This window comes from Rothia sp. P13129 (genome assembly GCF_048512865.1).
Lineage (GTDB): Bacteria > Actinomycetota > Actinomycetes > Actinomycetales > Micrococcaceae > Rothia.
Genome location: NZ_JBLXYA010000007.1, coordinates 1 through 13,894 on the forward strand (window position 1 = coordinate 1; position 13,894 = coordinate 13,894).

Genomic DNA, 13,894 nt, shown 5'->3' on the forward strand with positions numbered 1-13,894 from the left:
TGGCTTAACACAAACGGGGTGGTGTTGCCTCAACCGCGGAAACACCACCGCTTTTGTTATATACCGAAAAACCAGAAATATTATTGGTCTAATAAGTAAGTCAGCGCAAAAGCGTACTCCCACGCAATATCACGCCACGCAGTGTAACGGCCTGAACCGCCACCGTGCCCACCATCCATCTCAATCTTCAACAGGGGAGTAGCCGAATCAGCAGAGATACTCTCACGTAGCTGAGCTACCCACTTAGCCGGCTCAACATATAACACACGAGTATCGTTAAAACTCGTCACTGCAACAATCGGTGGATACTTGACGTGACGGATATTCTCGTATGGAGAATAAGACTTCATATACTCGTATACTTCGGCATCCTCAATAGGGTTACCCCATTCCTCCCACTCCAAAGCAGACAACGGAAGATCTGGATCAAGAATAGTCGTCAACGCATCCACAAACGGAACACCTGCGATAGCAGCACAATACTTCTCGGGAGCAAGATTCAGAACCGCACCAATGAGCAAACCACCAGCAGAAGCACCAGAAATAGCAATCTTCTTCTGATCAACCCACGGGCGTTGCCCTAAGAACTCCGTAACATCAACAAAATCAGTAAAAGTATTCTTCTTCTGAAGTTTCTTACCATCTTGATACCACTGGCGTCCCATCTCGCCACCACCACGAATATGCGCCACCACATAAATCACGCCACGATCTAGAAGCGACAACCTCGCTATAGAGAAATAAGGATCTATCGACACCTCATAGGAACCATAACCATACTGGAACACGGGATGCTGCTGAGACAAATCAAGATCAGCACGATGAATAACAGAAATAGGAATCATCGCACCATCACGGGCAGGTGCCCACATGCGATACGCCTGATAATCCTCAGCATGATAATCGCCTAATACGGGGGTCTCACGGCGAAGAATAAGCTCCTGAGTACGCGGAAAATAGTCATAAATTCGAGGGGGAGTCACCCACGACGTGTACGAAATACGAATGACCGGCGAATCAATAGAAACATGAGAAACACCAGTCGTATAAATTTCCTCCACAAAACCGGTCGGCTCACTAAAAACAACCCCCGCATTCGACTGCGAACGCAACAAGGCGCGCAAACGGTCTAAATCGGCAAGAAAAACTCGTACCGTCGTATTCTCACGAGCCGTCACCACAAGATGAGTTGACGAAAAATCAAACCCCTCAATACGCACCTCAGAACGATGAGGCATAACTTTAAGCCATAACTGACGGTACTGCTCAAAAGGCTGAGACGTTGGATAAGGGGCAAGCACAATTTCTGAGTTAAGAGCGTCAGCATCATGCATGATGAGAACATAAGGCACACCATCAATACGAATAGGCTCAACACCGTATTGCACACGATGCTTCTTACCAATAACCAACAAAGGCTCAGCCGACATATCTTGAAGCGGAACTAAACGAACCTCCGAAAACTCAGAAGAAAATGACGTAATAACGATATGAGTCCGGTCAGCAGAAAGAGCGCTGCTAAGCCACATCGCATTGTCATGCTCGGTGAAAAGAACACAATCTTCTTCCCCCGCACCAATACAGTGAGCCCGTATCTCATATGGGCGCCATGACTCATCGACAAGAGAATAAATAAGGGTTGATGCATCAGGAGTCAAATATGCGCCACTAAAAATGCCGGGCAAAGTCTCCTCTGAAAGAGTCAATGTCTCTAAATCTAAGAAATACTGGGTATAGCGTTCATCGCCAGAATCATCAACACCAAAGCTCAACAAAGAACCATCTAACGAAGGCGAAAAAGACCCAAGAGAAAAGAACGGCAACTCTCGTGCAAACTCATTACAATCAAGAATGACCTGCTCTTGATCAAGAGGAACACCCGCCTGAACCTGCGGAGGAGAAAACATCTCCACCTCACCACCGTCTACCAAAGCAGGCACACGACAAAATACAGGGTACTGTTCACCCTCAATCGTCCGCGAAAAATACCACCAATCTCCATGGCGAGAAGGAACAGAAAGATCCGTCTCTAAGGTACGCTCCTTAATCTCCTGAAAAATACTTTCACGAAGTGCTTGCTGTGACTGAGTGGACTGCTCTGTATAAGCATTTTCTGTATTGAGGTACTCCACCACCTCAGAATCGTCCTTAGCACGAAGCCACTCATAATGGTCAATAAACGTATCGCCATGATGAACACGTGAAGACTCCACACGCTTCGTAACAGGTGCTTGAGACATGAAATGTACCTCCGAAAAGAAAAATAGATAATGCGCCCTTAAAACAACGCGACATGAGAACTATTCTAAAGACAAAATATGACGAAACAAGACAAACTACCGCATGAGAACGTAAAGAAGAAGAAACGGCTCGACCCACAACAAACCACTCAGATACGATAACAATACGGTCAAGAGCGCTAATACCAAGACTCAGCTTATTAGCCGGCAACCCTCCACTCGCGGCGGGGTGCCACTGAGACAGACCCGGCACCAGAAAAACACTCTTAGACGGTGCAAGCGCGGGAGCAGTACGCACTACCTCCTCAACATAAGAGCCTGCACACCAAACAGGCAACACACTAGAGGAAACAACAGTGCAGATACAGCCCCAATCTACTACAACAATAGTTATTGGAGCATCTATGAGTACCCCAACAACACTCACTTACCAACACCACACAACCATCGAGACACTACCCCTAGAATCAGGGCACACACTACCCAACGCAACTATCGCCTACGAAACATGGGGAAACCTCAACAAACACAAAGACAACGCCGTGCTCATCTTACATGCCCTAACAGGAGACACCCACGTCGCCCACAACGAACACAACACTACTTACGGCTGGTGGGAAGAGCTCGTTGGAGCAGGAAAAACCATCGACACAAACACCTACTTTGTCGTAGCACCGAATATTCTCGGAGGCTGTAACGGAAGCACCGGAGCACACAGCACACACCCACACAAACAACCCCCACAACCATGGGGGTCATCCTTCCCAAGACTCACCGTACGAGACACCGTACACGCCGAAAAACATCTAGCAGAAGCACTCGGCATCACACAATGGGCACATGTTATAGGAGGATCCCTCGGAGGAGCACGAGCCTTAGAATGGGCCATCACCTACCCCGAAAACGTACGTCACTGCGCCGTCATCGCCTCCGGCGCATACACCACCGCAGAACAACTAGCCTGGGCACAAGCACAAAACCTTGCTATCCGCAGCGACCAACACTTCTACGGAGGCGACTACTACGATAAACAACCTCCCAGCCAAGGACTAGGGATAGCTCGACGCATCGCACATATCACCTACCGAACCTCAGAAGAACTCCACACCCGATTCGGACGCACACAACAAACACAAAACAGTACACAATACAGCGTGGAATCATATATGGACTACCACGCGCATAAACTCGTGCAACGTTTTGACGCAAATAGCTACCTCAGCATTAACGAAATACTCATGAGCCACGACATCACCCGAAATCGTGGAACATTACACCAAACACTGCAACGAAGCCAATGCACATGGACCATCGCCTACGTGCACAATGACAGACTCTTCTACCCAGAACAATCACATGAACTAGCCCGCGCCTTGCCCCAACCGGTACAAGCACAAGCTATCTACTCTCCAGCTGGACACGACGGATTCCTCCTAGAAACAAAACAACTACAAAAAATCCTAGAACCAGCTCTAAAACAAGGCAGAAAAACCCACTAACAACACGAAAAAGAAACAAACCCGGCATCGCCCCCGTTCACCTCACAATGAGCTACTGACCGCTATTCTTCAGAAGAAAATTCCTCGTGAGACAGGGGAGAAGACGACGCTAAAAGTACCCCATCACAATCAACCATGACACGACGCCGCACACCATGCGTACGTACATTAAACCCCTGTTCCATGCTCTTGTCGCTATACACAAGAGTCAATAACCCATCTCCAGCAGCTAATACACACCGTTCCCACAGATTATCTCGAACACGAGCCGAAACATTACCAACAAAAACACCCACCGACACTTCAGAAAGAAACCGCGTTAAATACCCATGTACATGCTGAGGTAAAGAAACCGTGGTGAGAACAACAAACATTACTGCGCCCTTCGACCATATTGAGTGTGACCAGTTACTTCCTCGCCTCTATCACTAATCAGACGATCATCATCACGATGAGGTAATTGCGGGCTATACACCTCTATCAACGTTTTCACCATGCCCTGCAAAACATTCTGACGTACCAACTCCCGACGAACAGCACGCCTAATATCTTCTGCAATATTCTCACTACTCGAGAACGAAAAAGCTAACGGAATACTTAAAGAAGGCTTATAAAGATCCGCAAGGTCATACAATAAAGAACGAATATCCCCACGATGAATCACCCCTAAAGCAGGGTTCAAACCCAATGCAGCACAAGCAGAAGCAGCACAACCGTACAAAATCGAATGAGCCAGATTCAACGCAACATTAACATTATCCGTTGCCGAAACATCACGTTTAAACCCCTGAACACCATGTTTCTTAGCCTGCTCTCGATATAGATTGCGTATCGTCCGGCCCTCTAAACCACGCATCGTCGCAATAGAACCACCCGGCATTTTCTCAATACCTAGCTGCTTTTTGTACAGAATAAGAGCCGCTTGCTTTTGAAATTTCTCTTGGGCAGCAGTACGTGCCTGAGCAATAGCCCAACGAGCAGAAGAGGTCAGCGGTGTAGCATGAGAATATGCTGGTACACCGCCACCACCAGAGAACAGCACTGTGACACCTGCCCTCGTGCACGAGGTAATTGCTGGCTGAGAAATACTCGTCCCAGGACCTAACATCAAAACAGCAAGACTACTCACCGGCAATTGTATTTTCTGCCCCGCAAGTTTTTCAGAACCCCGCTCCGAACCCCACGCAACAACACCTGTTTTCTCTTGTTTAATAACGCAATACTCTAAGTAAAGAAAAGACACTCGATCTTCTAAACGAACCTGATGAGAAGCCGGTATCGTCGAAAAAGCTAAAGCCTCATCCGAATAAGCCATAAGAACATTCCCCTATTCCTCAGTAAAGAGGTGCTCTGAAAATCCTGACGCAGGGTCATAAAAACGCTCAGCCTGAGGCAAATACGAATACCGCTTCAGAAGAGACGGCGCATCAGCCAAAGAAACTAACTGCTCTGATAATTTTGAAGAAGAAACAACTAATGGCAAAGAACCTTTTAATGCTTGTCGAATCTTCTGCTGTTCTTGAGGAGTAATCTTTGCTAGATCTTCGGGGGCGCCATCCCACGCACCAGGAATACTGCCATCAGAACAGCAAAGAATAACCGGTGTGCTTTCACGTTCAATAAGGCGTGTACGTCGTTCAGCAGACTCCTCGTCTCCACCTCTTTGAGTGAGCTGTTTGAACTCCGTTATCCTCGCCTCATCATCTAACGCTTCTTCTAAGGGTGTCGCAGCGCTGAGCCCCTTACGAATACGGCTCACAATATCGGCAAAGGCATCTAAAAATGCGTCATCATCTTGGTCTGCGAAAGTGTCAAGAGATAAAGATGAGCTATCAATAAAAGCTTGATTATTATCGGGTACGACAAAATGCTGATGCTCCATCAAAAACGACCATGTACGCTCCAACTCAGCCTGAAAATACGGTGCACTTGAATACTTATCAAGCTCAGCAACACGAACCACCCGAATCGGTATATGCGGAACACCTGGAACACGCTCTGCACGCAAAACATCAGAACGCCTCCACACCCTACCAGCACGCTGAATCAACGACGCTGACGGGCACAAATCCGTACTCAAAAAATCTAAATCAATATCCAAAGAAGCTTCAATAGCTTGAGTACCCACAACAATGACAGACTCAGCCGTCTTACCAGCACCAATCAGCGCTTCAAGCTGTTGTGCGTTAATACGACGATGCTCCGCCGTCATCCGAGAATGAAGAAGAACAACACCCCCATACTCTTGCTCAAGAGCAGCAGCAACCGTCTGCGCTCGCTGAACCGTATTACAAATAACGCCGATACGAGCTTTGGGGAATCGTTCACGCATGGAGCGAACCCACATAATATGGGAATCTTCTAGAGAATTAGAATCGACTGTATCTAACGAAAAATCAATGCTATATGTGTCACTTGGTAGGGGAGAAGTCTCCGGTGTAGAAGAAGAATGCTTTAATGATTCTGTTGCAGGGAAAGCCGGAACAAGGTTGTGCTCGGATAGAGACTCACCTGTATACGCTTCCAAAAATTGTTGACGCTGCCACTGCGGTAAAGTTGCCGTTAGCAAAGTGACACGCGTATTCGTCTTTCCCAACCATCCAAGAAGAGTGACCAATAATTGTGTTTGATAATGATCGAGAGTATGCACCTCATCAACCACAATATGAGAGTTTGCCAAAGCCAATAACCGCAGATGAGTCCACTTAAGAGGCAAAGAACCCATCAACGCCTGATCTACCGTGCCAACAAAAACAGGAGCAAGTAAACGAGCTGCACCAGAACGCACAAACTCCGTAGGATATAAACCGCCAGAACCTTGCCCCATACAAGAACTATCACCTATCTCAGAACCGCCAAAGCTCGTGATAGGGGTTTGGTAAAAATCCTCAATAGACGCTAGACCATGCGCCAAAGCCGCAACGTTCGGTGTACCCTCATAAAATTTTTGCACCCTGCGCATCAAAGCGTTAGAAGTTGCCTGAGTAGGAAGCAAAAACAACAAACGTTCTTGTTCTGTACAATGACGCAACAAAGCAGCCTCTGTTTTGCCTCCGCCGGTCTGCACCATCACATTCCATAATCCACCACCAGAACGCAACGCTTCAGCTTGCATAGGCCGAGGCTCATAATCACCAAGAATAGCCTGACGAGCAGCAACCTCGTCCTCCCAACCATGGTAAACACCAACAGTTTCCTTAACCTTGTGAAGGGCCTGTTCATATAAAGCGGCTACCCATTCATTCGGTTTCTCTAAAACCAGCGTTCCGTCAGCCATGAGCTGTTGATTCTGAGCGACCCAATCAGAATGCGAAGCAATCCTATCTGCAAGAATAGTTAGACCCGAAAGCAACACAACCACCGTATTAGATACCTCATCAGGGAACTCCTTGCGGCAAATTCCTACTGCCTGCTCCACTAGCGACAATAAATCGTCCTGAGCCTGTGTCCAACCGTTTTCTTCAAGGAGGCAGGTAAAAGTACTATGTAGTCGACGCTTCCGTTTAAAAATCTGTTTATTGTCAAGGTCGAATGGAATATCAAAGTACCCATGATGCCCTAGAGCTGGTAAACATTGCCAGATAGCTTGAGATGTGCCATGAACACAAGAAGAACTATCTGCATAGAATCCGAGTGCTGAAGCGCTAATTTGTTCATGACGACGTAAAGAACGCTCTTTTCTCTGGTCATCGCTCAGATCGGATAGCCCTTCAAACGCTAAGGGATTATGAACCAAAATATTTTCACGAATACTGTCCCAGACTTCTTCCTTTTGTGAAAACTGCCCTTGAAATAAGGGCGAGGCTTTACCAACATCATGACTACCAGCAATAAAGCACACGATACTCCGTGCCTGTTGACCTAGCTCTTGTTTAAAAAGTTCTTGAAGGCCTGGTCGTAACCAACGGTCGTAGAGCACACCTGCGACTGCTGCGGTGTCGAGTAAATGGGCAAGAAGAGGGTATGTGCCGTGAGTCTTGTCTTGTTTTGACCAGAGATAGCTATGTGTTGGTACAGGCATGAGTATTCCTCACCGTTTATTGGGCGATTTTAATGCTAAGCATTCCACAGCCATAGGACTTGGCTCGTCCTACGCCGTTGAGAAGTGCCTGCTCAAGAACTGACGGGGAATCAACGTAGGCGAATCCGTCTACGGTATCTATCTGAACCGTCAAATCGCCTTGCTTTTTCCCTGTGTGATCTGTTCCTAAGACCTGACGCTGATGATTCATGACGGAGATGTCTTTGAGTGCTCCAGAAAGACGTTGTTCAAGCCAATGGGTAAAGCTTAGCGGGTTCTCTTGGCTTTCCCCGTCAAAAGGTACAGGTGATACTTCTCGGGAGCGAGATTTGCGGATGATGCCGTTGATTGCAAGTCTAAAAGCAACAGGTGTTCCTTCTTGCGGTGACTGGAGGGGAACTTCTTTTGTTTCAAGCTCTTTAATAATGTCTTCTGCTTGTACAGGAATAGAAGACTGAACTAAAAAGTATGGAGCGTGTCCCGGCACAGAATCTAAACGGAAGAGGATGTTGTTTTTTGAACGAGGGTTAGAAGATTCTAGATTTTCGTCAAATAACCCCATAACAGCACGGTGCCTGAAAGTGGGGGAGTCGAGTAAAAGTTCGTGTGCAGAATGAGAGTGCTGAGGTATGCGAGCTAGGGCAAGGTGAACTGGGAACTTTGTAAGATGAACCGTGGCGTTCATAAGACGGAACTTCCTTTCTTGGGTCGTTACTGCGAAGAAATGTTAGACTAAGTGCTATTGGCTTTCCCCGAACCTTGTTCGGGGGTATTTCTTTATTTTTTGTTACTATGCCATTTTCTCCGCATACGCGGAGGTACTTTTCTAATCTTTGGTCTTTATCGTACCACTCGTCAAAATATAATCAACTTATTATTTGTTATTATTTAATTCTGTTTATAGTGTTGACACTATAAGAGTTGTTCTGTCAGAATGTGAGTTATGCAGCATATTTCACAACTATCCTAAAGAAAGAGAGGTCTGTGATGGTAGACATACTTAAAGATGTTTCCTTTGTGAAGCTCACCTCTGAGTCCGTGACAGTGAGAGAAGCCTTGCTTCATGCGCATAAAGACGGAGTAGCGCTTGATAAAAAGATTCCTGGATACCAGTACGCAGCTTTTCTGAGACTGCTAACGACAGTACTCGCTGTGACATTAAGACACTGCGGAGTTGATAACCCTAAAAAAACTCCTCAGGTTAGTGAAAAGCTCCTAGAATTAGGCGTTCCAGAAGAAGCTTTAGATAAAGCGTTAGACGAATTGGCCGCAGGTAGTGACCTTTTTGATGGGAACATGCCTTTCATGCAGCGACCACCTGTTGCGCCAACTTCTGCAAAAGATAGTGCTCGTGCTCTAGGGCCGGGGCAGCAGCCCGTCAAAAAGCTTTCACCAGCCATGCCCTCTGACGCAGGAGAAGATTTCTGGAACCTCATTGTTGCTCAACCTCAGTCTATTTCTCTAGAACAAGCTGCCACGGATATTTTGGTATACCACCACTATTCAATGGCTGGAAATAATACCTACGATGGTGACAAGTGCGCCATGGGTGCACCAGGGATTCGGTATCTGGGAAAAGGAAATGCCGCTACAGAAATCTTCTGGCAAGGAGAGAATCTCCTTGCTACGTTGCTGATGGCTATTCCTAAAAGCTGGGTTTTCAGTAAAGAGCTGCCTGCATGGGCAGACAGAGAAGGAATAACAAAAGCGAAGACACCCTCTGCGGAACCATCACTATGGGACGCAACATGGAGCTCTAACACCGTTGCTACGTATTGGGAAGATAAAAACCTTGCAGGCGTACGCGTTGGCGGTATACCAGAAAAATGGTATGTACCAGAAATGGGGCCTGCTAGCGATAAACAAGCTAGAAAAAACTGGTGGGATACCCGCAATACGCTGGATCCCTTCTACCTCTACATGCCAAATCAAAGCGGAGAACTTAAAGCCCAGCGTCTAGACTTCGGGCGAGACGCAACTGACCTAGCCGTAGAATGGGCGGCAGAATCAAAAGTTGAAGCGGCTTCTAAACAGCTAGAACAACGTTTCTACGACGGTGATGGGGATGAAACGCTGTGCTTTATCCGTCATCAAATTGAAGGAACGGCCTCATCCCCTAGCATTAGAGCTTCCTCTGTTTATCAACCAGACTCTACGCAATGGGTATTTGACGCCAACGAAGAATTACAAGAAGCTATCCAAACCCATGCAAAGACTATTCAAGAGTTACATAACATCGTGCGTGCTCCCTTCAGACGTATGACTGAAGGAGACAAAAAACGCCGAGATACAGGAAAAGGTGTTGTGGCTTTTGACGATTTGGAACATCGCAGAAAAGATGCCTCTGCGTACTTCTGGCGTGAAATTGGGCCAGTGTATGAAGAATTCGTTATTTCTGTAAAAGAAGGCGAAAAAAAGATTCCACGGGAAGTTCTTGAAAAAGCGCAAGCTGCTGCACTGCGAGCGTACGACAAAACTATCGCGCCTCATATAAGTCAGCATCCAGAACGCGCGGTTTACGTACGAGGAATCTTAGACCGTCGTTTACATTTTGCGTTGTTCTCGCAAAGTTAATTTTTATTGATAGAAAGGAGCTCCTATGGCTCAGGAATCTTATTATAATCTCCTTAGATTTACGCTAAGGGTGAGAGAACCCCAGTCCAACTCAAAGAAGGCACGGTCAGCTCTCCGAAAAGGCTTAGTGTCTACCATGGAACATTATGCGTACCCTTACGTGTTGCCCTATATAGACAACTCCCATCATCGAACGGCAGTGCTCCGTTCCATGGGGCTCATCTCTGAATTCAACAATATCCCTCAAAACTTTGATAACGACGGGAAATACCAGTGGAAGAGCGTGGGAACGTGGGCGGCAGAAGTAAGTCGTGCGCTTGCCAACGATAGAGATATAGAGCTAAACCCCGATAACCCAGATAGGATAGGCCAGCTTTTATCGTATCTGCACACACAAAACTTAGAAGAGGCAGTTCGCACTTTATACCGCATCATGCAAATGTCAGGGAAGCTTAACAACGTTCCGGCAATGCATTTTGGCGCACTCATCAATATGTTCACTTATTGGGGGAACGGTGTTTCTGAGGAATCACGTGAACACCGCCTCACCATGATGCGCGATTATTATTCGGCAGTTTTCCCTAAAAAAGAAAAAACTGAAGAAACAGAAGCATAAACCTTTTATACATACCAAGTATTTTCTTAACACTACCTATTGAAAGGACATTGACATGTCTCGTCACCTGACCTTGAGCATCGTCTCAACCGTACCCTACTCCAACCTCAACCGCGATGACAGCGGAACACCAAAACGTGCAACCATCGGCGGAAGCTTACGTGCACTGCACTCCTCACAATCCATCAAGCGAGGAATCCGTGTTGCCTACGAGAATGCCTCTTTGGATTACTCTGTACGTTCAGGCTCCCTCGTAAATGAAGTTGTAGCAAAAGCATTAGAACTTCAACCCGATGCAGATGAAAAATCCTTGACTAAGGAAGCTAAAAAAATTATTGGAACACTCACCAAAGGTGCAGAAAAAGAAACAGAAGGCGGCTCCGACCGTTCCTCGTGGCTCAGCGAAGAGGAACTCACCACCGCAGCATACACGGCACTAGGACGTACCGACGAAACCTTCATCGAAGACGGACGTACCGGATCTCTTGCTATCGCAGCTTTTGGTCGCATGTTCGCTAACGCACCCACCAAAAACACTGAAGCAGCTCTCAGCGTCTCACCCGGAGTGACAACACACCCCGCAACCATCGAAACAGACTACTTCTCCACCGTCGACGATATTAAAGAACGTAACGGTGACTCTGGCGCAACATTCCTTGGCGTTGCACAATACACGAACGGTGTCTTCTACCGCACTGTGAGCATCGACCGTGAACAGCTCAAGAAAAGCTGGGCAGGATTTGGCCAAGAAGACTCTAAAGAGAACCTACGCCAACTCATTACCGCAATTCTCTACGGAATGCCCCGCGGTAAAGAAAACAGTACAGCACCTTATGTTCAGCCTGCTCTCGTTCTAGCAGAAGAACAACAGTACCGTACCGCATACGACTTCGAAACGCCCGTAAAAAATGGTGCTGAAGGCGGATATCTTGGCGCAACAATCGACGAGCTCGCTCAACAATATGCTGCAGCACGACGCTTCGACCCAGACAACTTCGGCCCAGTAGAATCCCTCACCGGAACATACACCAACCTTGACGGAAAGTTTGGTGACCTCAAAGCTGTCTCCCGCAAAGAATTCGTAGAAAACATCGTGGAATGGATCTGCCAATGACATCATCGGTGTATTTGAGATTAGCTGGCCCCTTACAGTCTTGGGCTGGTGCCTCCGTCACCGGTAATATCGTCAACACAGGTAAAATCCCTACACCAAGTGCCCTACGAGGGCTTCTCGCAGGTGCATTGGGGTATCAACGAGGGCAATGGCCACAATGGTTAGAAAACGTAGAGTTTACTATCCGTATGGAACGCCCCGTGCAATACACTGATGATTTTCAGACGATTAATCCGCGTACAGGAGAAGAAACTTTCCGCCGTCGTATCCTCCTTGCACAAGGGCAAAAAGCATCAAGCGCAAAAAGCTTAGTGTTTACTCCCGACGCGCAATCTGGAACTTCTATCGTGAACCGTACATATCTTGCAGATAGCGAATTTATTGTACGTATCACCGCAGAAGGTAAAACTGAAGAAATAGATGCGGCGTTAAGAAGCCCCCAATTCAGCACCTATTTAGGGCGTAAAGCGTTTCCGGCAGTGTTTCCTTTTTACTTAGGAGTAGGGGACTCAGATGAGATTTATAAAATCCCTACGGTCAAGAGGAAACAACGAAGAGAGCGACGCTCCACTATGCAAGAGGCGGGCGCAGAAGAATCGGCAACAGTGACAATCTATCAATTTGTTGACGATACTCCCGTAGCACCGTCAAAGACTAGAGTTCCTGTCGTACAAGACCGCAATATGTGGTTAGAGAAAACAGCAGAACTTCTCAAACGACGTAAAACCCTTCTATAAAACAGCAAGAACTCGTTGTGGTGTGCCACGCCTATTTTGGGCGCACCACAACGAGTTCTTTTGCCATACCCATCACTAAGGAAAAACATGACTTACACCGTTGAATACCTACACCCCGCACAAGAACGTGCTGGAACACATCTCATTCTTCTCTTACACGGGTATGGTTCTAACGAACAAGACCTCCTGCAAATAGCCAAACTCATCGGCTCAGAAAACATTACATGGGCGAGCATGAGAGCACCTCAGCCCGTCGGCGCAACCATTGACGACACCGCAACCACCGCACATATTCCCGCCGTCAGCTACGGGTACCAGTGGTTTCCACTCAACCAGCTCTTAGACAGTTCCTTACACAGCATTAACCTAGCCTGCGACTACGTGAACCAATGGCTAGACAAAGAATGTGCAGACTACGATGGGATAACGCTCCTCGGCTTCTCACAAGGTATGGCGTTAGCAACAAGTATTGCGCGACGCTATCCCGAAAAAATATCAGCAATTATTGGCCTTAGCGGATACATCATTGAAACAGAAGAATGGGCTAAAACCACACAACAACTCAAACAACGACAAATACCAGTCTTCTACGGTTACGGCGACCAAGACCCCATTATTCCTACCGAAAAAGAAGAATATACTCGCTCATGGTTAGAAGAAAACACCAACCTCGAAATACACGAATACTCTGGAATGGCTCACAGTATCTGCCCGCAAGAGATACAGCACGTAGCGTCATTTATCCAGAAAAATATACTCCCGTTAACATAGCTATAGTGAGGAAAACAGCTACGCTACACGCACACCAAATCTTAACTGCAACCGGTATATATAGTAATTTACTGTTTACTTTCAGAGGCGACCTCAACAGTAATACCGTTGAGCGTTACCGTGTCGCCATGGCGTAGCTGCTTTCCGCGGGCCTCTTCAATATCACCGTTAACTTTCACGAGACCGTCTTGAATGAGTTCACGGGCATGAACACCGTTCTCTACCAAAGCAGCAAGTTTAAGAAACTGCCCTAGCCGGATACTCTCATCACGAATAAAAACACGTTCAACATTACTCATAACTAATACTCTAACCGATGAAC

12 protein-coding genes and 1 riboswitch are annotated in these 13,894 nt (G+C 46.9%); of the genes, 6 read left to right on the forward strand and 6 right to left on the reverse strand.

The features are described 5' to 3' along the window. Positions 1 to 80 precede the first annotated feature (80 nt). On the reverse strand, positions 81 to 2,240 hold the full coding sequence (locus tag ACN081_RS05790; RefSeq protein WP_419107227.1) for a S9 family peptidase: 2,160 nt from the start codon (positions 2,238 to 2,240) through the stop codon (positions 81 to 83). Positions 2,241 to 2,408: 168 nt separating this feature from the next. Continuing rightward, positions 2,409 to 2,528: riboswitch (SAM riboswitch) on the forward strand. Between the two features lie 116 nt (positions 2,529 to 2,644). Between ACN081_RS05790 and metX the strand changes: the two genes are divergently transcribed. Then, on the forward strand, positions 2,645 to 3,739 hold the full coding sequence (gene metX, locus ACN081_RS05795) for a homoserine O-acetyltransferase MetX (protein WP_419107228.1): 1,095 nt from the start codon (positions 2,645 to 2,647) through the stop codon (positions 3,737 to 3,739). Positions 3,740 to 3,801: 62 nt separating this feature from the next. On the opposite strand, the gene cas2e is transcribed toward metX, so the two are convergent. The 4 genes from cas2e to cas6e are packed head-to-tail and all read right to left on the reverse strand — an operon-like array spanning position 3,802 to position 8,445. Continuing rightward, positions 3,802 to 4,113, reverse strand: coding sequence for a type I-E CRISPR-associated endoribonuclease Cas2e (gene cas2e / locus ACN081_RS05800; protein ID WP_419103311.1), 312 nt, complete (start codon positions 4,111 to 4,113; stop codon positions 3,802 to 3,804). After that, positions 4,113 to 5,054 carry a type I-E CRISPR-associated endonuclease Cas1e gene (gene cas1e, locus ACN081_RS05805; protein WP_419107229.1) on the reverse strand — a complete coding sequence of 314 codons (942 nt, stop codon included), beginning with the start codon at positions 5,052 to 5,054 and terminating at the stop codon, positions 4,113 to 4,115. The genes cas2e and cas1e overlap by 1 nt, the downstream gene beginning before the upstream one ends. Before the next feature lie 12 nt (positions 5,055 to 5,066). After that, a complete protein-coding gene (gene cas3 / locus ACN081_RS05810) occupies positions 5,067 to 7,760 on the reverse strand; it encodes a CRISPR-associated helicase Cas3' (RefSeq protein WP_419107230.1) in 2,694 nt (897 codons plus the stop codon). A gap of 16 nt (positions 7,761 to 7,776) precedes the next feature. Then, positions 7,777 to 8,445, reverse strand: coding sequence for a type I-E CRISPR-associated protein Cas6/Cse3/CasE (cas6e, locus tag ACN081_RS05815; RefSeq protein WP_419107231.1), 669 nt, complete (start codon positions 8,443 to 8,445; stop codon positions 7,777 to 7,779). Between the two features lie 302 nt (positions 8,446 to 8,747). On the opposite strand from cas6e, the gene ACN081_RS05820 reads away from it, so the two are divergent. The 5 genes from ACN081_RS05820 to ACN081_RS05840 all read left to right on the forward strand — a co-directional run bounded on the left by ACN081_RS05820 (position 8,748) and on the right by ACN081_RS05840 (position 13,572). After that, positions 8,748 to 10,334 (forward strand): type I-E CRISPR-associated protein Cse1/CasA, encoded by a 1,587-nt coding sequence (locus ACN081_RS05820; protein ID WP_419107282.1) that lies wholly within the window; start codon positions 8,748 to 8,750, stop codon positions 10,332 to 10,334. 25 nt (positions 10,335 to 10,359) lie between these two features. After that, positions 10,360 to 10,950 carry a type I-E CRISPR-associated protein Cse2/CasB gene (locus ACN081_RS05825; protein ID WP_419107232.1) on the forward strand — a complete coding sequence of 197 codons (591 nt, stop codon included), beginning with the start codon at positions 10,360 to 10,362 and terminating at the stop codon, positions 10,948 to 10,950. A 55-nt stretch (positions 10,951 to 11,005) separates the two neighbouring features. After that, the gene (cas7e, locus tag ACN081_RS05830; protein WP_419103305.1) at positions 11,006 to 12,064 is read left to right on the forward strand and encodes a type I-E CRISPR-associated protein Cas7/Cse4/CasC; all 1,059 of its coding nucleotides are present in this window, start codon (positions 11,006 to 11,008) and stop codon (positions 12,062 to 12,064) included. Beyond that, on the forward strand, positions 12,049 to 12,801 hold the full coding sequence (cas5e, locus tag ACN081_RS05835; protein WP_419107233.1) for a type I-E CRISPR-associated protein Cas5/CasD: 753 nt from the start codon (positions 12,049 to 12,051) through the stop codon (positions 12,799 to 12,801). The genes cas7e and cas5e overlap by 16 nt, the downstream gene beginning before the upstream one ends. 87 nt (positions 12,802 to 12,888) lie before the next feature. Beyond that, positions 12,889 to 13,572, forward strand: a complete 684-nt coding sequence (locus ACN081_RS05840) for an alpha/beta hydrolase (RefSeq protein ID WP_419107234.1) — start codon at positions 12,889 to 12,891, stop codon at positions 13,570 to 13,572. 68 nt (positions 13,573 to 13,640) lie between these two features. On the opposite strand, the gene ACN081_RS05845 is transcribed toward ACN081_RS05840, so the two are convergent. Continuing rightward, positions 13,641 to 13,871 carry an RNA-binding S4 domain-containing protein gene (locus tag ACN081_RS05845; RefSeq protein WP_419107235.1) on the reverse strand — a complete coding sequence of 77 codons (231 nt, stop codon included), beginning with the start codon at positions 13,869 to 13,871 and terminating at the stop codon, positions 13,641 to 13,643. Between the last annotated feature and the right edge of the window lie 23 nt (positions 13,872 to 13,894).

Excerpts from the sequence above, each read along its gene's own strand:
- ACN081_RS05790 (WP_419107227.1), bottom strand. The coding sequence starts at position 2,240 with ATGTCTCAAGCACCTGTTACGAAGCGTGTGGAGTCTTCACGTGTTCAT.
- metX (WP_419107228.1), top strand. The coding sequence starts at position 2,645 with ATGAGTACCCCAACAACACTCACTTACCAACACCACACAACCATCGAG.
- cas2e (WP_419103311.1), bottom strand. The coding sequence starts at position 4,113 with ATGTTTGTTGTTCTCACCACGGTTTCTTTACCTCAGCATGTACATGGG.
- cas1e (WP_419107229.1), bottom strand. The coding sequence starts at position 5,054 with ATGGCTTATTCGGATGAGGCTTTAGCTTTTTCGACGATACCGGCTTCT.
- cas3 (WP_419107230.1), bottom strand. The coding sequence starts at position 7,760 with ATGCCTGTACCAACACATAGCTATCTCTGGTCAAAACAAGACAAGACT.
- cas6e (WP_419107231.1), bottom strand. The coding sequence starts at position 8,445 with ATGAACGCCACGGTTCATCTTACAAAGTTCCCAGTTCACCTTGCCCTA.
- ACN081_RS05820 (WP_419107282.1), top strand. The coding sequence starts at position 8,748 with ATGGTAGACATACTTAAAGATGTTTCCTTTGTGAAGCTCACCTCTGAG.
- ACN081_RS05825 (WP_419107232.1), top strand. The coding sequence starts at position 10,360 with ATGGCTCAGGAATCTTATTATAATCTCCTTAGATTTACGCTAAGGGTG.
- cas7e (WP_419103305.1), top strand. The coding sequence starts at position 11,006 with ATGTCTCGTCACCTGACCTTGAGCATCGTCTCAACCGTACCCTACTCC.
- cas5e (WP_419107233.1), top strand. The coding sequence starts at position 12,049 with ATGGATCTGCCAATGACATCATCGGTGTATTTGAGATTAGCTGGCCCC.
- ACN081_RS05840 (WP_419107234.1), top strand. The coding sequence starts at position 12,889 with ATGACTTACACCGTTGAATACCTACACCCCGCACAAGAACGTGCTGGA.
- ACN081_RS05845 (WP_419107235.1), bottom strand. The coding sequence starts at position 13,871 with ATGAGTAATGTTGAACGTGTTTTTATTCGTGATGAGAGTATCCGGCTA.